This is a genomic window from Pseudarthrobacter sp. RHLT3-21 (assembly GCF_059383495.1).
This window is the reverse complement of the sequence record NZ_JBWZCI010000004.1, coordinates 65,673-84,611: the sequence shown is the minus strand read 5'-3', so window position 1 is coordinate 84,611 and position 18,939 is coordinate 65,673. Positions and strand designations below refer to the sequence as shown.

The 18,939-nt window shown below is 65.0% G+C and carries 15 protein-coding genes; 9 read left to right on the top strand and 6 right to left on the bottom strand.

Annotated elements, in window-relative coordinates; translation table 11 throughout:
- Positions 1-61: 61 nt before the first annotated feature.
- Positions 62-1,171: an acyltransferase family protein gene (locus AC50YA_RS06065; protein WP_494981441.1), complete on the bottom strand. Its 1,110-nt coding sequence runs from the start codon at positions 1,169-1,171 to the stop codon at positions 62-64.
- Between the two features lie 168 nt (positions 1,172-1,339).
- Here AC50YA_RS06065 and glmM point away from each other — a divergent pair, with 168 nt between their 5' ends.
- Positions 1,340-2,701 carry a phosphoglucosamine mutase gene (glmM, locus tag AC50YA_RS06060; protein WP_494981440.1) on the top strand — a complete coding sequence of 454 codons (1,362 nt, stop codon included), beginning with the start codon at positions 1,340-1,342 and terminating at the stop codon, positions 2,699-2,701.
- Positions 2,702-2,781: 80 nt separating this feature from the next.
- On the opposite strand, the gene mscL is transcribed toward glmM, so the two are convergent.
- The 3 genes from mscL to coaA all read right to left on the bottom strand — a co-directional run bounded on the left by mscL (position 2,782) and on the right by coaA (position 5,104).
- Positions 2,782-3,171, bottom strand: a complete 390-nt coding sequence (gene mscL / locus AC50YA_RS06055) for a large conductance mechanosensitive channel protein MscL (protein ID WP_494981439.1) — start codon at positions 3,169-3,171, stop codon at positions 2,782-2,784.
- Positions 3,172-3,242: 71 nt separating this feature from the next.
- Positions 3,243-4,118: a M15 family metallopeptidase gene (locus tag AC50YA_RS06050; protein ID WP_494981438.1), complete on the bottom strand. Its 876-nt coding sequence runs from the start codon at positions 4,116-4,118 to the stop codon at positions 3,243-3,245.
- Positions 4,119-4,138: 20 nt separating this feature from the next.
- Positions 4,139-5,104 carry a type I pantothenate kinase gene (coaA, locus tag AC50YA_RS06045; protein ID WP_494981437.1) on the bottom strand — a complete coding sequence of 322 codons (966 nt, stop codon included), beginning with the start codon at positions 5,102-5,104 and terminating at the stop codon, positions 4,139-4,141.
- Between the two features lie 189 nt (positions 5,105-5,293).
- Here coaA and AC50YA_RS06040 point away from each other — a divergent pair, with 189 nt between their 5' ends.
- The 3 genes from AC50YA_RS06040 to AC50YA_RS06030 are packed head-to-tail and all read left to right on the top strand — an operon-like array spanning position 5,294 to position 9,584.
- On the top strand, positions 5,294-6,496 hold the full coding sequence (locus tag AC50YA_RS06040; RefSeq protein ID WP_494981436.1) for an ATP-binding protein: 1,203 nt from the start codon (positions 5,294-5,296) through the stop codon (positions 6,494-6,496).
- A 32-nt stretch (positions 6,497-6,528) separates the two neighbouring features.
- Positions 6,529-8,421 (top strand): glutamine--fructose-6-phosphate transaminase (isomerizing), encoded by a 1,893-nt coding sequence (glmS, locus tag AC50YA_RS06035; RefSeq protein ID WP_494981435.1) that lies wholly within the window; start codon positions 6,529-6,531, stop codon positions 8,419-8,421.
- An 8-nt stretch (positions 8,422-8,429) separates the two neighbouring features.
- Positions 8,430-9,584 carry a hypothetical protein gene (locus AC50YA_RS06030; RefSeq protein ID WP_494981434.1) on the top strand — a complete coding sequence of 385 codons (1,155 nt, stop codon included), beginning with the start codon at positions 8,430-8,432 and terminating at the stop codon, positions 9,582-9,584.
- Positions 9,585-9,719: 135 nt separating this feature from the next.
- Here the strand turns inward: AC50YA_RS06030 and AC50YA_RS06025 are convergent, their stop codons facing one another.
- On the bottom strand, positions 9,720-9,986 hold the full coding sequence (locus tag AC50YA_RS06025) for a type II toxin-antitoxin system RelE family toxin (RefSeq protein ID WP_494981433.1): 267 nt from the start codon (positions 9,984-9,986) through the stop codon (positions 9,720-9,722).
- The gene (locus AC50YA_RS06020; protein ID WP_494981432.1) at positions 9,983-10,234 is read right to left on the bottom strand and encodes a type II toxin-antitoxin system Phd/YefM family antitoxin; all 252 of its coding nucleotides are present in this window, start codon (positions 10,232-10,234) and stop codon (positions 9,983-9,985) included. The genes AC50YA_RS06025 and AC50YA_RS06020 overlap by 4 nt, the downstream gene beginning before the upstream one ends.
- Before the next feature lie 216 nt (positions 10,235-10,450).
- On the opposite strand from AC50YA_RS06020, the gene AC50YA_RS06015 reads away from it, so the two are divergent.
- From AC50YA_RS06015 to treZ, 5 genes are all read left to right on the top strand, one after another.
- Positions 10,451-10,798 carry a holo-ACP synthase gene (locus AC50YA_RS06015; RefSeq protein ID WP_056344245.1) on the top strand — a complete coding sequence of 116 codons (348 nt, stop codon included), beginning with the start codon at positions 10,451-10,453 and terminating at the stop codon, positions 10,796-10,798.
- A 37-nt stretch (positions 10,799-10,835) separates the two neighbouring features.
- The gene (locus AC50YA_RS06010) at positions 10,836-12,455 is read left to right on the top strand and encodes an NAD(P)H-hydrate epimerase (RefSeq protein ID WP_494981431.1); all 1,620 of its coding nucleotides are present in this window, start codon (positions 10,836-10,838) and stop codon (positions 12,453-12,455) included.
- Between the two features lie 63 nt (positions 12,456-12,518).
- A complete protein-coding gene (gene glgX, locus AC50YA_RS06005) occupies positions 12,519-14,774 on the top strand; it encodes a glycogen debranching protein GlgX (RefSeq protein WP_494981430.1) in 2,256 nt (751 codons plus the stop codon).
- The gene (treY, locus tag AC50YA_RS06000) at positions 14,771-17,125 is read left to right on the top strand and encodes a malto-oligosyltrehalose synthase (RefSeq protein ID WP_494981429.1); all 2,355 of its coding nucleotides are present in this window, start codon (positions 14,771-14,773) and stop codon (positions 17,123-17,125) included. The genes glgX and treY overlap by 4 nt, the downstream gene beginning before the upstream one ends.
- Entirely contained in the window at positions 17,122-18,909 is a 1,788-nt protein-coding gene (gene treZ, locus AC50YA_RS05995; RefSeq protein ID WP_494981428.1) for a malto-oligosyltrehalose trehalohydrolase, read from the top strand. The genes treY and treZ overlap by 4 nt, the downstream gene beginning before the upstream one ends.
- The last annotated feature ends 30 nt before the right edge of the window (positions 18,910-18,939 follow it).

The window sequence follows — 18,939 nt, the reverse complement described above, 5'->3', positions numbered from 1 at the left end:
TACTCGTCACCCAAAACCAAGTAGTGCGGCTCCCGGGTGCGTCAGCGGATCGCTCCATTACCTATTTGTCCGGGTGGTGTACCCCAACGACGATCGCTGATCCGGTCTGACGGGCACCCCGAGAGCGCAGCCATTTTTCGGATGGTTTCTCTACGAACTCATGGAGGAGACCGGAAAATGCGATCGACAGTCCGACAATGAGGACCGCGACAGGGAATGCTTCTCCATACCCCATGCCGGCTAGGAAAGGCTTGGCAAGCTTGATGATCAGTTCGTGCACGAGGTAGAGCGCAAACGACCACTGGCCCAGCCGAACCAGAGTCCGAGAGCCGAGAATGCCGCTATTCCCTGACAGATCCCGGGTTGCACACGCAGCGATGAGCGCAAGGCAGCCAGGTATCATGGCCACGTTCGCGAAGATCACCGGCACAGGCCCGGACATTCCGTTGAACATCATAGAACCAGTAAACAAGCCCAGGGTGAGCAGCGTTGATAATCCAACTGCGTGCACGAGATGAAATCGTGGGCGCCAGCCCCGTTTCATCGCCGTAGCGAGGCACATGCCAAGGACGAACTCTCCTAATCGGTAGAGCGGCATGGTTCCCAAGAGATAATCCGCTGTCGGAATTGACGCGTACGCGGACAGCAAGATGCCTGCGATGACCATGACTGCGAAGACCAGTCCTGCAATCCGGGCAACTCTCGGGTGACTCCCCAGGTTCCTGAAAAGTAACGGAAAGAGCAAATAGAAAAATGCCTCGCAGGACAAAGACCAGGAAACCCCGTTGAACGAGTTCAGGAATGGACTTGCCGGGATCCAGGCTTGCGTGAGCGTGAGGACGAACGGTGCTGCGGCCCACCCCGGGGTAGATGCGACACTCAACGCGGGAACCCAGATCGAAACGATCATGGTCAACACATGGAGGGGCCAGATTCGGGCGATTCGATTCCAGTAGAAGCTCCCAGATCGGACGTCCGCACGATGCGACCACGTCAGGACAAATCCGGAAAGGACAAAGAAGAAACTGACACCAGTGAACCCGTAGCCGAATAAGGCGAGACTGTCGCCCAGGGGAGTGAAATAGATCCTCAAGTGATAAAGCAGGACAGCCGTCGCTGCGAAGAAGCGAAGCCCCGTTAGGCTATTCAGCTGGATGCGAGTTGCTGGCATTCCCTGTGTCCCCCATTGCCATCAGTTCAGACTGCTGCTGTGAGCATAACCGCACTGCAGAGAACTCGGACGGATCAGGCCGGACTTGTAAGGGGTCCGACGCGTACGTAGTTTCGAACAGCGGAACGGAAGGGGAGCTCAGAGCCGCCATCCTCTAGACTTGTCCCGATGTCTAGATTATTTGGAACAGATGGTGTCCGGGGCCTGGCTAACGGCCTGTTGACTGCCGAGCTTGCGATGAACCTGGCCCAGGCGGCCGCCGTCGTGCTTGGTCATGACCGCAGTACCAACGGCACCCGGCCTCGCGCCGTGGTGGCACGTGACCCCCGCGCCAGCGGGGAATTCATCGCCGCCGCCGTCGAGGCAGGGCTCTCCAGCTCCGGTATTGACGTCTATGACGCGGGGGTTCTCCCGACGCCGGCCGCGGCCTACCTCGTGGCGGACCTCGACGCCGACTTCGGCGTGATGATCTCGGCCTCTCACAATCCGGCACCGGACAACGGCATCAAGTTCTTCGCCCGCGGCGGCCAGAAGCTCCCCGACGACGTCGAGAACGCTATCGAAGAACAGATGGGCAAGGAACCCGTGCGGCCCGTCGGCAGCAACGTGGGCAGGATCCAGCGCTTCTCCGACGCCGAGGACCGTTACATCGTCCACCTCCTGCAGACGCTCCCGCACCGCCTCGACGGGCTGAAGGTTGTCCTGGACTGCGCCCACGGCGCCGCCAGCGGCTGCTCACCTCAGGTCTTCAAGGACGCCGGAGCCGACCTCATCGTGATCGGCGCCGATCCGGACGGCCACAACATCAACGACGGTGTGGGCTCCACCCACCTCGGCCCGCTGAAGGCCGCCGTGGTCAAACACGGCGCGGATCTGGGTATCGCCCACGACGGCGACGCCGACCGCTGCCTCGCCGTGGACCACGAAGGCACCGAAGTCGACGGTGACCAGATCATGGCGATCCTCGCCGTGGCGCTGAAAGCATCCGGCAAGCTGACCGACGACGTCCTCGTGGCCACCGTCATGAGCAACCTTGGACTCAAGATCGCCCTCCGCGAGGCAGGCATCAGCATCCGTGAGACAGCAGTGGGGGACCGCTACGTTCTGGAAGGCATGCGGGACGGCGGATTCAACCTCGGCGGCGAACAGTCCGGCCACGTGATCTTCGCTGACTACGCCACCACCGGTGACGGTGTCCTCACCGGGCTGCAGCTGGCGGCGCAGATCGCACTGACGGGCAAAACGCTCAAGGAGCTGGCCACGGTGATGACCAAGCTCCCGCAGGTACTCATCAACGTCAAGGGCGTTGACCGCAGCCGCGTGCACAGCTCCGAGGCACTCGCACTGGCCGTGTCCGAAGCCGAGGCCGAATTGGGCGACACCGGACGTGTCCTGCTCCGTCCGTCAGGCACCGAGCCTGTAGTGCGAGTCATGGTGGAAGCTGCCGATGAAGCAACGGCCCAATCCATCGCTGAGCGCCTGGCCCAGGTTGTCCGCACCGAACTCGCGCTCGAGCTGGTCACCGACTAGGCGCTGAGCAAATGATCCAAGACGCAAACAAGTGTGGCCCGCCTCCATCAGGAAGCGGGCCACACTTGGTTGCGGTGAAGTTACAGGACCCGGCTCTGCAGCGAGTCGCGGATTTCGGTGAGGAGCGCGAGCTGCGGATCTTCCGCAGCCTCTTCCTTGACATCCGGGTCGATGCCGAGCCGGCGGTTGCGGCGTTCGATCATATGGTTCATCGGCAAGATGACCACGAAGTAGATGGCGGCAGCCACCAGTACGAATGAAATGATCGAGGAGATAACGGATCCATACATGAATCCCTCCCACTGCATTTCTGCAATGCCCTTGGCACTGAACAGGAGGCCGATCAGCGGGGTGAGCAGGCCCTCGACGATTGAGGTCACGACGGCGCCGAAAGCGGCACCCATCACGACGGCGACGGCAAGGTCTACGACGTTGCCCTTCATGATGAAATTCTTGAATCCTGTCAACATACAAACCAAGTTAGCTCACCAAGGTGAGCCGCACATGACAGCTCTGTAAATTCCAGCCGGCGTGGAGGGAACTAAGTATGCGTAGCTTTCGTTTGGGGATACCCAGGTGCCGCTTCCACGCCGAAGTACTCCTCCACGGTGCTGATGCCCCGGGTGGCCATGTCGGCGGCGGCCTCCTCTCCGATGTACCGCAGGTGCCATGGCTCGTAGTAGTAGCCGGTGATCGGGTGGAGCATCCACGGATACCGCACCACAAAACCGAAGCGGTGGCCGTTCGCCTTCGCCCACACCGCCGCGGGCTGATCCGCGAAGCAGGGCTGGAAGCTGCATGCCCCGCCGCCGTCGCCGATGTCGAACGACCAGCCGGTCTGGTGTTCCGAGTAGCCGGGCCGGGCGCTGGCGGTGTCGGCATCGGCTTGGCCGCGGGCCGCCACATAGCCGTTGTACGTGGCCACCTGGGTGCCGTACGAGCGGTAACCGCTTGCCAGCGTCATGCTCACGCCGTCTTGCGCGGCTGCGGTGAACATCGCTTCCGCTGCAGCTGCCGTCGTGCTGTTCAGCTGGGCCGCTTCGCCGGAGACAGCCAGTCGGACGTTGGGCCGGACCAGATCTGCCGGAACGTAGTCCGCCGGCGACAATGGGCGGTGCTTGTTGACCACCAGCCACGGGCTGGCCGGATCCGTCAGCGAGAACTGACGGGGCAGTGCTGCCGACGGCGGCACGGAAGCCTGCGGCGGCGGCTCAGCTGCCGCCGTCGTGCTTTCCATTGAAGGGGCCGCCACGGCGGAGGGGGACGCGGAGGTCGCCGCAGGTGCAGGGGAGGACGACGGCGCCACGGCGGCGGGTGCCTCCGGCGTGCACGCTGCCAGCACCGTCAGTCCGGCTCCGGCGGAGAGGAAGCGCGCGAAGGACCGCCGGCTGGCCCCCGAGGGGACGCTGCCTGCCACGCAGCCGTGGCACACCTGTGTTAAACCTTCCGCAGGAGCATGCGGCGGATGGAGTGGTCCGCGTCCTTGGACAGAACCAGCTGGGCGCGGCCACGGGTGGGGAGGACGTTTTCCTCCAGGTTGGGCTCATTGATGCGCTTCCAGATGTCCCGGGCGGTGGTCTCCGCTTCGGCGTCGGAAAGCGTCGCATAGCGGTGGAAGTAGGACTCCGGCTGCGCGAACGCGGTGCTCTGGAGCTTGCGGAACCGCTCCACGTACCACTCCTCTATGTAGGAGGTCTTGGCGTCCACATAGATGGAGAAGTCGAAGAAGTCGCTCAGCGCCAGGCCCTGCTTGCCGTCATGGCGCGGGCGGGCGGGGGCCAGCACGTTAAGGCCCTCCACAATCAGCACGTCCGGGCGGCGGACCACCACTTCCTTGTCCGGAACGATGTCGTACGTGACGTGGGAGTACCAGGGCGCCCGGACTTCCTCCGCGCCGCCCTTTATCTCGCTCACAAAGCGCAGCAGCGCGCGGCGGTCGTAGGACTCGGGGAAGCCCTTGCGTTCCAGCAGCTGGCGGCGCTTGAGCTCGGCCAAAGGATAGAGGAAGCCGTCGGTGGTGATCAGCTCAACATTGGGGGTGCCGGGCCAGCGCCGCAGCATTTCCCGGAGCACGCGCGCGATGGTGGACTTGCCCACGGCCACCGAGCCCGCCACGCCGATGACAAAGGGAGTGCGCTGAGTCTGCTCACCAAGGAAGGTGGTGGTGGCCGAATGAAGCTGGCCCGCGGCCTCCACATAAAGGTGCAGGAGCCGGGACAGGGGCAGGTAGACCTCGCGGATCTCCTTCATGTCCAGGGGATCGCCGAGGCCACGCAGACGGACAATGTCCTCTTCGTTAAGGGGCTGCTCCATCTGGGCGGCGAGCCGGGACCAGGTCTGGCGGTCCAGCTCAACGAACGGGGAGACACCCTCACCGTTCGCTTCATTGCGTTGCAAAGTCACTTTAGAGATTCTGCCCCTCGCGCGGCTGAGAGCGAAATGCGCCGCCCTGTTGTAACGACTTACCGTCAGGATGATCGTAATCGTATTGTGCTGGCCTCAGGTATTTTTGCTCGCGCGGATGGCCCCGCTTTATGCCAAATAATCCATAATTATCTTGATTTCGAAATAATTGCAGATAGGGTTTGATTCATGATTCTGAATACCCCTAACCCATTCCGGCCCGGCGCGGGTCGGGTACCTCCTGAACTGGCTGGCCGCTCTGCAGTACTGGCTGACTTCATGGGCACGCTCGAAGCCGTAGCCGCCGACGGTGAGGGGGAGCGGCCATGGATCATCTCCGGCCTTCGGGGTGTTGGTAAGACCGTGCTGCTGAACCAATGCGCTCGAAACGCCGTTGATGCAGGCTGGGTCGTCGTCAAGCTTGAAGCATCCGGCAGCCAGCCGCTGGCGGTTCAGCTGGCCAAAGAAATCTATGTCGCCCTACGCAAAGCGGCCACGGCCTCCGAGAAGGTCAAGCGGTCATTCCGTGAGGCCTTCGCCGTCTTCCGCTCCTTTCAGCTCAAAGTTGACCCGGCCGGCACGTACGGTTTCGGGTTCGACATCCAGGCCGCGGCAGGGAAGGCTGACAGCGGCCAGCTCTCAACAGACCTTGCCGAAATGCTGGAATCGCTGGGCCTCGCCGCTCGTGCCGCTGGAACGGGAGTTCTGCTGGCTGTCGATGAGCTGCAGGAAGCACCAAAGGAGGACCTGGAGGCGCTCAACGTCGCCTTGCACCAGCTCGGCCAAGATCCGCGTCCCGCGCCGCTCATGTTCCTCGGCACGGGCCTCCCGTCACTGCCTTCCGTCCTTGCCAAAGCTTCCACCTACGCAGAGCGCATGTATCTTTACCGAACTGTGGGGCTCCTAAGCGACGAGGACACTAAAGACGCCCTCGTAACACCATCGCAGCGGGAGCGTGTGACCTGGAGCGAAAGTGCCTTGGTTGTTGTCCTGAAAGCATCCGGCGGGTACCCATATTTCGTCCAGGCCTGCGGCAAGCACATCTGGGATGTTGCCGCTTCCCGGACAATCGACGCAGATGATGCACGCATAGGGATCGGCAGGGCCCGCGACGAAGTGGACGCCGGACTCTACAACTCACGCTGGGAAAGAGCGACCACTGCCCAACAGGAGTTCATGGCGGCCATGGCCCAGGACAATGACGCCCCTTCCCTGGTCAGCGACATCGCTACACGACTGGGCAGGGTTCAAACTGCGGTGTCCGCAGCGAGGCAGTCACTAATCCACACGGGTCTCATCTACGCCCCGCGCCGTGGCTACCTCGCCTTCACCGTTCCTGGTATGGCGGATTACATCGGCAGGCATGGAGGTGAGTCTCGTCACCCGGTTTAGATCTCAACGCTGCTGCCGATAAGCTGGAGCCCATGTGTGGAATCGTTGGATATGTGGGCCATTCTGCTGGCCGTGTGAATGCCGGTCACAGTGCGTTGGACGTAGTCCTTGAGGGATTGCGCCGTCTGGAATACCGGGGTTACGACTCCGCGGGGGTTGCGGTGGTCTCTGAGGGGTGCATCCAGTCCCGGAAGAAGTCCGGCAAGCTGAGCAACCTCCTCGCCGAGCTGGAGGAGCACCCGCTGCCGGAGACCTCCACCGGTATCGGCCACACGCGCTGGGCCACGCACGGCGGCCCCACGGACCAGAACGCGCACCCGCACCTGGCCGACGGCGGGAAGCTGGCCCTGATCCACAACGGCATCATCGAAAACTTCGCCGAGCTCAAGCTCGAGCTGGTGACCAAGGGCTACGCCTTCGAGTCCGAGACGGACACCGAAGTCGCCGCCGTGCTGCTGGGCGATATCTTCCGCACCCAGCAGGATGCTGGAGCGTCCGACGGCGGCCTGACCACTGCGATGCAGCTCGCCTGCCAGCGCCTCGAGGGTGCGTTCACCCTCCTCGCCGTGCACGCTGACCAGCCGGACGTTGTGGTGGCTGCCCGCCGCAACTCACCCCTGGTGGTGGGCTTGGGCGAGGGCGAGAACTTCCTGGGTTCGGATGTTTCCGGGTTCATTGACTACACCCGCCGTGCGGTGGAGCTGGGCCAGGACCAGATCGTCACCATCACCGCCGATACGGTGGAAATCACGGACTTCTTCGGCGCCCCGGCCGAGGGCAAGGAATACAAGGTGGACTGGGATCCGGAATCCGCGGAGAAGGGCGGTTTCCCGTCCTTCATGGAGAAGGAAATCCATGACCAGCCCAACGCCGTGCTGCAGACCCTGCTGGGCCGCTCGGACATCGACGGGAAACTGACCCTCGATGAGCTGCGGATCGACCCGGAGCTGCTCAAGCACGTCGACAAGATCATTGTGCTGGCCTGCGGGACGTCCGCGTACGCCGGGCAGGTGGCCAAGTACGCCATTGAGCGCTGGTGCCGGATCGCCACGGAGGTGGAGCTCTCCCATGAGTTCCGTTACCGCGATCCGATCGTGGACGCGAACACCCTGATCGTCTCGATCTCCCAGTCCGGCGAGACCATGGACACCCTGATGGCGGTCCGCTACGCCAAGGAACAGGGCGCCAAGACGGTCTCGATCTGCAACACCAACGGCTCCACCATCCCGCGTGAATCCGACGCCGTGCTCTACACGCACGCAGGCCCGGAAATCGCCGTGGCCTCCACCAAGGCGTTCCTGGCGCAGATCACCGCCGCGTACCTGCTGGGCCTGTACCTGGCGCAGCTGCGCGGAAACAAGTTCCAGGGCGAGATCAAGGACATCCTGGCGGACCTGAACAAGATCCCCGCCAAGATCCAGCGGATCCTGGACAACGAGGCGGAGATCAAGGCACTCGGCGTGTCCATGGCCGACGCGAAGTCCGTGCTGTTCCTGGGCCGCCACGTCGGCTTCCCGGTAGCCATGGAAGGTGCGCTGAAGCTCAAGGAGCTCGCCTACATCCACGCCGAAGGGTTCGCCGCCGGTGAGCTCAAGCACGGCCCCATTGCGCTGATCGAGGAAGGCCAGCCGGTGTTTGTGGTGGTCCCGTCCCCGCGCGGCCGCGACTCGCTGCACGCCAAGGTTGTCTCGAACATCCAGGAAGTCCGGGCGCGCGGCGCCAAGACCATTGTGATCGCCGAAGAGGGCGACGAGGCCGTGAAGGCCTACGCCGAGCACGTCTTCTACATCCCGGAAACCGATACCCTACTGGCCCCGCTGCTCAGCACGGTCCCGCTGCAGATCTTCGCCCTGGCCCTCGCCTCGGCCAAGGGCTACGACGTGGACCAGCCGCGCAACCTCGCCAAGAGCGTCACCGTAGAGTAACCGGGCTGATGGGCATCGACGAACTGTTGAACCGGGCAGGGAACCTCAAGGAAGCCCTGGTTGACTACGCATCCTCACCGGGGTTCGCCCGGCGCCTCTCGCAGGCCATGTCAGACTTCTCCGGGCTCGGGGGTGGGGAACAGGATCAATGGGCGGAGGCCGTCGAGTCGCTGCTCTATGATCCCGACCAGGACGGACGCGAGCCGCTGCTCGACCGCTATCTGCGCACCAACAAGAATATTGAGCCGGACGAGCGACTCGTCTACGAGGGTTGGCGGGAGCGCAATGTTGTCGGCGTCTTCCGCGTCGATGCCCGCAAAGGTGCCCGGCTTAGCCTGCATAACCTCATCGATGAGATGGATTACCTTTCCCACGCTACTGCCGGGGCGGAGGCAATCAGCTTCGTCCAGCGAGGCGGCTACGTCATGACGCGCCTGGTGCCCATCGGGGACATCTGGACCATCAGCGGGACCATGCGCCTGTTCGGCCCGCGGGACCTCCCCGGCGTCCAGACCCTGGCGGCGTCCCTGCTCAAAAGCTTTCCCACCCTGGTATTCAATAATCCGGCGAATGTCGAGCAGGAACGCAAGATCGTCGGAGAGCACCACACCACGTTCCTGGACCTCTTTGGCGCGCATATCGTGAGCGGTACCGGGGGCGACATCATCGCGGCGTACCGCAGTTTCCTGAATGCCTGCAGCGAGGCGTCCGTCGCTGCAAATCCCAAGGCTTCCGCGCTGGTGACCGCGGCCGAACAGATCGCACCGGATGATTCCTTCCCGCCGGAGCTGGCAGAGTCCGACGACGTAGCGCTCTACCATCATCCGCTGATGGGTGTGTCCTTCCTCGTCTGCTACGGGCAGGTCGAGGCCGCATACCGTACGCCGCCGGCCAATGCGGAGGACCCGGCTGCGGAAGTCCTGCGTGGCTATGTGGAGGACAAGACGGTTCCCGGTTACGTCCTTGAGGACCTCGCAGCGAAATACCCGGACACGGTCGACGCCGCCTACCGGGCTGCCTTGTCCAGCCCCGGATTCCAATGGGAGCTTGATGGCGCGGCCCTGCTCCGCCGTCACAGGCCGGATTCTGGCTCCGGTAAGGACCTTCCCGGCGTCTCGCCGGTGCCTTCATCACTGATCGATGAATACCGCCGGCTCGGGTAGGCCCCGGAACTCCCCGCGCGAGCTTGCTGGTAAGAATGGAGTTGGCCGCGACACGGTAAGCCTGGCACTGCGCCTCCTCCGGAGCGGAAAGATGCCCTTCAGATCCGCTCCCTGTCCGGGCCCCTTCACGAGGCTTCAGTGCCGGTAAACTTCCCGGCGGTGTCCCACATGCAATACCAGAATCAAAAGTTCCTGATCCCGGATCTCATAGATAATCCGGTAATCGCCGGTGCGGATGCGCCATTCCCCATCCCCGCCAACCAGCTGCTTTCCCTTGGGTGGCCGCGGCGTGTCACTGAGGATTTCGATCGCTTTGAGCACCCGCATCTGTGCCTGCCGGTCAAGCTTCCGGATTTGCTTGGCCGCCACCGCTGTATATCGAACGCCAAACCGGCCCGTCATACCCCGATGCCAAGGTCACGCAGCAGTTCCTCGTGAGTGATCGTCGGCCCCTCATCCGCACGGGCTGCCCGCGCGGCGGCAACATCCTCGGCGTCCTCCAACGCCTCTACGGCGCGTTCATAAAAATCCGGGTCCACCACCACCGCGACAGCCCGCCCGCGGCGGGTGATATGAACCGGCTCGGAACGCACACCATCAATCAGCTCAGCCCAATGAATCCGGGCTTCATTCGAAGTAGTCGTTGTCATATATCAACCTTACGAACCAACCGAACCGTAAGCAATACGCCCTAAGAAACCCGCGCCATCTGGGATGGATACGACGGTGCCCCGCATGGACGGGGACATCCAGCCGTGCACACGGCCTCCTTGATGAGTTACTCGGAATGGGAGCCTTGTGATTACGAAAACGTAATGCCGCAGGTTGTGCACGGCAGGTGCGGAGCGTCCCCGTAGAATAGCGCCATGATTGTTGGCATTGGCGTAGACGTTGTAGACATCGAGCGGTTCGGCCGCCAGCTTGAGCGCACCCCGGGGCTCCGGGACCGGCTGTTCGTACCCGCGGAACGCGAGCTGAACACCCGCTCGCTGGCCGCGAGGTTCGCCGCCAAGGAGGCCGTGGCCAAGGTCCTCGGCGCGCCGGCCGGCATGAACTGGCAGGACTGCTGGATCGGCCTGGACCAGCACGGCCCCACCATCCAGGTCAAAGGCACGGTCCTGGCGGTAGCCGAGTCCAAGGGCGTCAAGCGCTGGCACGTCTCCATGAGCCACGACGGCGGGATCGCTACCGCCACGGTGCTGGCCGAAGGCTGAGCCACCTACGGCTCAACCCACCAACAGACCTGACACCATGATCAGCGCCTATACCGGGACTCAGATAAGGGCGGCCGAACAGCCGTTCCTGGCTGCCGGGATGGGCGCTGTTCTGATGCAGCGAGCCTCCCATGGGCTCGCCAACGCTGTGGTCCGCGAGCTGAAAACACGCGGCCGGCGGCTTTACGGCGCGAGCGTGGCCGTGCTGGTGGGCAAAGGCAACAACGGGGGAGACGGCCTCTTCGCGGCCTCGTTCCTGGCGGCCAGGGGAATGCGTACGACGGCGGTGCTCACCGCAGGAAGGGCCCACCCCGAGGCGCTGGCTGCTTTTGAGCGCGCCGGCGGGCGCGTGCACCTTCTCACGGAATTCAATGCCAGCGAGCTGGCGGCACACGTGGCTAGTGCCGACGTCGTGATTGACGCAGTCCTGGGCACGGGTGCCAGTGGGGGCCTTCGAGGAGCGGCCGCCGACCTGGTGAGCGGTCTTTCGGATTTGCTTCTGTCGTCCGGGGACCCGGGGATTGTGGTGTCCTGCGATGTCCCCAGCGGCGTGGACGCCGACACCGGGGAAGCCCATGCGCCCGTACTATCCGCGGACCTGACCGTAACGTTCGCCGCAGCCAAAGTGGGGCTCCTGACGGACCCGGGCGCCGATCACGCCGGCCGCGTCCACGTGGTGCCCATCGGCATTGAAGAAGAGCTGCCGTGGCCTGCCCTGCGGAGGTTGGAGCCGGTGGATCTGGCCCGGCTCCTGCCGCAGCCCGGGAGGCGCTCGCACAAATATTCCCGCGGCGTGCTGGGCGTCGTGGCCGGATCCGCCGATTATCCGGGCGCCGCAGTGCTGGCCTGCCGGGGTGCGCTGGCCGCCGGCGCGGGGATGGTCCGCTACCTGGGCCCGCCCGAGGTGGCCGACCTGGTGCGACAGTCCTGCCCGGAGGTGGTGTGCAGCACGGGGTCCGTGGCGGACACGCACGTCCAGGCATGGCTGGTTGGCTCGGGCATGGGTCCCGGCGACACCGAACAGCTCCAACGTGCCCGCGACGCAGTGGAATCCGGCCTGCCCGTGATCGCCGACGCCGGAGCGCTTCCTGCCCTGCCCGTGGTCCTGGGCCCACAGGTGGTGCTCACGCCGCACGCCGGCGAGCTGGCGGCCCTCCTCCAGCGGCTCGCCTCGTTCCCGGAGAACCCGGACTTTGATCCCGCCCCCGACCGTCCCGCCGTCGAGTCCTCCACCCTCGGCGCGGCCCGGCATGCCGCCGTGCTGACCGAGGCAACCGTCCTGCTCAAAGGGGCCACCACCCTGGTTGCGTCGCCCTTCCAGGACTACTACAGCCAGGCGGACGGCACGGCGTGGCTCGCCACCGCCGGAAGCGGCGACGTCCTGGCCGGGATCATCGGTGCGCTGCTCGCCCAATTGGGTTCCGACGTCGGGCGCTTCCGTGATGCGGGCATCGATCCGGACGAGCGCTGGGCGGCGATTGCGGCCCTCGGGGCCAGCCTCCACGGCCTCGCGGGAACAGCAGCGTCCGGCAGCGGGCCACTGACGGCAGGCCGGATTGCGGACGCCGTACCAGACGTTTGGCATAAAGTCAGCCTGCTTAGTAAACCAGCAGGCCGGAAACGTAATAGTCACACCCACCCGCTACCGTTGGCATAGGTTCTGTATCGGCAGGGGCGGCTATTCCACGCCCCCGCTGTCGAACAACGATGAGGAGTACGCATGGAAGTCTGGCCCGGAACGGCTTATCCGCTTGGCGCCACTTTTGACGGGACCGGCACGAACTTCGCGCTGTTCAGCGAACACGCCGAAAAGGTGGAGCTGTGCCTCTTCGATGACGACGGAGTGGAAACGCGGTTCGAGCTCGACGAAGTGGACGGCTACGTGTGGCACTGCTACATCCCGCAGGTCCAGCCAGGCCAGAAGTACGGCTACCGCGTCCACGGGCCCTATGACCCCGACTCCGGCAACCGTTTCAACGCGAACAAACTCCTCCTGGACCCCTACGCCAAAGCCGTGCACGGGCAGATGGACTGGGACCCGGCACTCTTCTCGTACAACCTGGGCGAGCCGGACTCCATCAATAACGACGACTCCGCGCCGCACATGATGATGGGCGTGGTCATCAATCCGTTCTTCGACTGGGCCGGCGACCATAACCTGCGCGTGCCGTACCACAAGTCGGTCATTTACGAGGCCCACGTCAAGGGCCTGACTCAGCTCCACCCCGAGATCCCCGAGGAGCAGCGCGGCACGTACGCCGGCGTGGCGCACCCGTCGGTCATCGCGCACCTGCAGAAGCTGGGCATCACCGCCATCGAACTGATGCCCGTGCACCAGTTCGTCAACGAGGGAACCCTGCAGGACAAGGGCCTGAACAACTACTGGGGCTACAACACCATCGGCTTCTTCGCGCCGCAGAACACCTACAGCTCCACCGGCGACACCGGCCAGCAGGTCCAGGACTTCAAAGCCATGGTCCGCACGCTGCACCGCGCCGGCATCGAAGTGATCCTGGATGTGGTGTACAACCACACGGCCGAGGGCAACCACCTGGGCCCCACCCTGTCCTTCAAGGGCATCGACAACGCCTCCTACTACCGCCTCATGGAGGGCGACGAGAAGCACTACATGGACTACACGGGCACGGGCAACTCGCTCAATGTCCGCCAGCCGCACTCCCTGCAGCTGCTCATGGACTCACTGCGGTACTGGGTCACCGAAATGCACGTGGACGGCTTCCGCTTCGACCTGGCGTCCACCCTTGCCCGCGAGTTCTACGACGTGGACAAGCTCTCCACCTTCTTCGAACTCATCCAGCAGGACCCGGTGGTGTCCCAGGTCAAGCTCATCGCCGAGCCCTGGGATGTGGGTCCCGGCGGCTACCAGGTGGGCAACTTCCCGCCCCAGTGGACGGAGTGGAACGGCCAGTACCGCGACACGGTCCGGGACTTCTGGCGCGGTGAACCGTCCACGCTGGGCGAATTTGCCTCCCGCCTGACCGGCTCCGCTGACCTGTACGAGCACTCGGGCCGCCGGCCCGTGGCGTCCATCAACTTCGTCACCGCCCATGACGGCTTCACGCTGGCCGATCTGGTGTCCTACAACGAGAAGCACAACGACGCCAACGGCGAGGACAACAACGACGGCGAATCCCACAACCGGTCCTGGAACTGCGGGGCGGAAGGCCCCACCGATGATCCTGCTGTGCTCGGGCTGCGGGCCCGCCAACAGCGGAACTTCATAGCGTCACTGCTCCTGTCCCAGGGTGTGCCCATGCTCCTGCACGGTGACGAAATGGGCCGCACCCAGCAGGGCAACAACAACGGCTACTGCCAGGATTCGGAACTGACCTGGATCAACTGGGAGAACATCGACCAGCCCCTCGTCGAATTCACCGCCGCCGTCAACGCGCTCCGCGCCAAGCACCCCACGTTCCGCCGGAGCAGGTTCTTCGACGGCAGGCCCGTGCGCCGAGGCGAAGGCGAACGGCTGCCGGACATCGTATGGCTGGACTTGGACGGAACCACCATGCAGCCCGAAGATTGGGGCAGTGGGCTGGGCCGGTCTTTCGGCGTGTTCCTGAACGGCGACGGCATCCGAGGCAGGGACGAGCGGGGGCGGCGCATCACGGACGTCAATTTCCTGCTCTACTTCAACGCCCACGTTGAGGAAGTGAAGTTCAAGGTGCCGGCCGACGAATATGCGCCCGCCTGGGACATCATCATCGACACTGCCGGGCACAATGCGGACACCGAGCCGGTCAAGGCCGGTGAGGCCCTGCCCGTGGATGCAAAGTCGCTGGTGGTGCTCCGTGCCCACAGTGTTCCCGATGTTGAACCGGATCACTCCGTAGCCGCGTCGCTCGCCGCGCTGTCGCAGACCGCCACCAGCGAGACCGAGTCCCTCAGCACACCCACGGTGGCCGAGCCCGGGAAGACCAGGAAAGTCGGGGCCCGGAAGGACGCCGCAAAGTGAAGGTTCCGGCGTCCACCTACCGGCTCCAGATCCGCAGCAGCTTCACGCTTTTTGATGCCGCCGCGACGGTTCCGTACCTGCAGTCATTGGGCGTTGATTGGGTCTACCTGTCTCCGATCCTGACGGCGGAACACGGTTCCGATCATGGCTATGACGTGACGGATCCGTCGTCGGTGGATCCGGAGCGGGGTGGCCCGGAAGGGCTGCTGACACTCTCTGAGGCTGCCCGCGCCCATGGCATGGGCGTGCTGGTGGACATCGTCCCCAACCATGTGGGCGTGGCCTCGCCGGCGCAGAACCCGTGGTGGTGGTCGCTGCTGCAGGAAGGGCGCGGCTCGCCCTACGCCGAAGCGTTCGACGTCGACTGGGACTTTGGTGCCGGCCGGATCCGGATCCCCGTCCTGGGCAGCGATGACGACCTTGGTCTGCTGGAGGTTGCAGATGGCGAGCTCCGTTACTATGGCCACCGCTTTCCGTTGGCCGCAGGTTCCTACTCCGGCGGCGACTCGCCGCGGGCTGTGCATGACCGGCAGCATTACGAACTGATCTCCTGGCGCCGGGCGGACAGCGAGCTGAACTACCGGCGGTTCTTCGCGGTCAACACCCTGGCGGGCATCCGGGTGGAGGACCGTTGGGTCTTCGACCAGGCACATGCCGAGGTGAAGCGCTGGTTCCACGACGGCCTGGTTGACGGGCTGCGTGTGGACCACCCGGACGGCCTGGCGGATCCTGCCGGGTATCTTCGCTGGCTCAAGGACCTCAGCGGGGGCGCCTATGTCCTGGTGGAGAAGATCCTGGAGCCGGGGGAGGAGCTCCCGGCGGAATTCACCTGCGAGGGTACCACCGGCTACGACGCCCTGGCTGACCTGGACCGCCTGCTGGTGGACCCGGCCGGCGAGGCTGCGTTGGACGCGTTGGATGCACAGCTGCGCTCGGGTGAGCCTGCGGACTATGCGGCTATGATCCTGGGGACCAAGCGCGCCGTGGCGGACGGCATGCTGCGGTCCGAGATCTTGCGGCTGGCACGCCTGGTCCCTGCTTCCGCGGACCAGCCCGTGGGCTTGTCCGAGGACGTCGCTGCGGATGCCCTGGCCCAGGTCATCGCGGCCTTCCCCGTGTACCGCACGTACCTGCCCACGGGTGGGGACGTGCTGCGCGAGGCCTGTGCGGCCGCGGCTCGCCAGCGTCCTGACCTGGCGGACGTGTTGGACGTGCTGCTGCCCCTGCTGCTGAAGCCCGAGACTGAACTGGGCCGGCGGTTCCAGCAGACGTCCGGCATGGTGATGGCCAAGGGTGTTGAGGACACAGCCTTCTACCGGTACACCCGGTTGGGAACCCTGACGGAAGTGGGAGCGGACCCGTTCCACTTCTCCCTCGCCCCTGAAGAGTTCCACCGGCGCATGGCTGAGCGCCAGGAATCCATGCCGCTGTCCATGACCACGTTGACCACGCACGACACCAAGCGCAGCGAGGATACCCGCGCACGGATCTCCGTGATCGCCGAGCTGCCGGACGAGTGGGCAACAACACTGAACACCCTTCGCGGGCTCGCCCCGGTGCCCGACGGCCCGTTCGAGGCCCTTCTGTGGCAGGCGGTCATCGGTGCGTGGCCGGCATCGCGGGAACGGCTGCAGGCGTATGCGGAGAAGGCGGCCCGGGAGGCAGCCAACTCCACTACGTGGACGGATCCGGACGATGAGTTCGAATCACGGGTCACGGCAGCGGTGAATACGGCGTTCGACGACGGCCGGGTCACCACCGTGATCGAGGACTTCGTCGCCAGGACGGATGCCATTGCCGCAACCAACTCGCTGTCCCTGAAGCTGCTCCAGCTGACCATGCCGGGGGTACCGGACGTGTACCAGGGCACGGAATTCCACGACCGCTCGCTTGCGGACCCGGACAACCGCCGGGCTGTTGACTTTGAGCGCCGGGCGGCCGCTTTGGCCGCGCTGGATGCCGGCACGCTTCCGGCAGACTTCCGGGACGAGGCCACCAAACTGCTGCTGACCTCCCGGGCGCTCCGGCTCCGCCGGGACCGGCCCGAACTCTTCCAGGGCTACCGGCCGGTTCTTGCTTCCGGCCCGGCCGCTGATCACCTGGTGGCGTTCGACCGCGGGGCGGACAGCAAGGGCATTGGCAGCACACCCGGCGCCTTGACCCTGGCCAGTCGGCTCCCCTGCGAACTGGAACGCGCGGGCGGGTGGCGGGACACCGCCGTCGAACTTTCCACTGCCTTTCGGGACGAACTCACGGGACGGACGCATGGCCCCGGCCCGGTGCCGGTGGCCGACATCCTCCAGCAATACCCTGTGGCGCTTCTAGCGCCCGTGAACGGAGACAACGCATGAGCCTGACGCACCACGGTTCCGGCCGGTTCGATGTCTGGGCCCCCGATGCCTCGGCCGTCTCGCTGCTCGCCAACGGTCAGCAGTACCCCATGAAGCAGGTGGCGGGAGCCCCCGGCGCTGGTGGCTGGTGGTCCGCGCCGGACGCCCCCGGGGACCCGGACGTGGACTACGGCTACCTTCTCGACGGCGACACGCACCCGCTGCCGGACCCGCGGTCCCGCCGCCTCCCGGACGGCGTCCATGCCCTCTCCCGCACCTACGATCCCGGCTCCCACGCCTGGCAGGACGCCGGCTGGTCCGGGAAGGAACTGCACGGCTCGGTCATCTACGAACTCCACGTCGGGACCTTCACGTCCGAAGGAACCCTTGATTCGGCCGCTGACAAACTCGGCTACCTCGCGGACCTTGGCATCGACTTCGTCGAGCTGCTGCCGGTCAACGGATTCAACGGCACCCACAACTGGGGCTACGACGGCGTGCAGTGGTTCGCGGTCCACGAAGCCTACGGCGGGCCTGCGGCCTACCAGCGTTTTGTGGATGCCGCCCACGCCGCCGGGCTGGGCGTCATCCAGGACGTGGTCTACAACCACCTGGGCCCCAGCGGGAACTACCTGCCCAGATTCGGCCCGTACCTCAAGCAGGGCGATTCCAACACGTGGGGCGATTCGGTCAACCTCGATGGCCCCGGGTCCGACGTCGTGCGTGAATACATCCTGGACAACGCCGCGCTGTGGCTGCGCGACCATCACGTGGACGGCCTGCGCCTGGATGCAGTCCACGCGCTTCGCGACGAGCGGGCCGTGCATCTCCTGGAGGAGCTCGGCGCGCTGGGCGATGCCATCTCCGCGGAGACGGGGCTTCCCAAGACCCTCATCGCCGAATCGGACCTCAACAATCCGCGGCTGATCTACCCCCGCGATGCCAACGGCTACGGCCTCGCCGGACAGTGGAGCGACGACTTCCACCACGCGGTGCATGTCAATGTCAGCGGGGAGACTGCGGGTTATTATGGCGACTTCGCGTCGCTCGGCGTGCTGGCCAAGGTCCTCACGGACGGCTTCCTGCACGACGGCAGCTACTCCAGCTTCCGCGGGCGCCATCACGGCCGGCCCATCAACACCTCGCTGGTCCAGCCCGCGGCCCTGGTGGTGTGCAGCCAGAACCATGACCAGATCGGCAACCGTGCCATCGGGGACCGGCTGTCCCAGTCCCTGCCGTATGGACCGCTGGCCGTAACCGCGGTGCTGACGCTGACCTCGCCGTTTACGCCCATGCTGTTTATGGGTGAGGAATTCGGCGCCTCCACGCCGTGGCAGTTCTTCACCTCGCACCCCGAGCCTGAGCTTGGCAAGGCGACGGCGGAGGGCAGGATCCGCGAGTTCGAACGCATGGGGTGGGATCCCGCCGTCGTCCCCGATCCGCAGGATCCCGAAACGTTTAGGCGCTCCAAGCTCAACTGGGCCGAAGCCGCGGACGGTGACCACGCGCGGCTCCTCTCGCTCTATGGCTCGCTGACCGCGCTGCGGCGCGCTTATCCCGAACTGGCTGGCCTCGGGTTCGCGGAAACGCACGTGACGTTCGACGACGACGCAGGCTGGCTGCGCTTCCGGCGCGGGTCGGTGGAGGTGCTGCTGAACTTCTCGGCGTCGCCTGTTCGACTGGACGGTGTGCGGGGCACGGTACTGCTGTCGACGGACGAGGCCACTCTGCTCGACGGCGATTCGTTCGTGCTGGCGGCGCACAGTGGGGCGGTTCTGACTACTGGGGCAGCTACGGGGCCTTAACCAGGGGCCTCGCGGTCTGTAGCGCGCGTC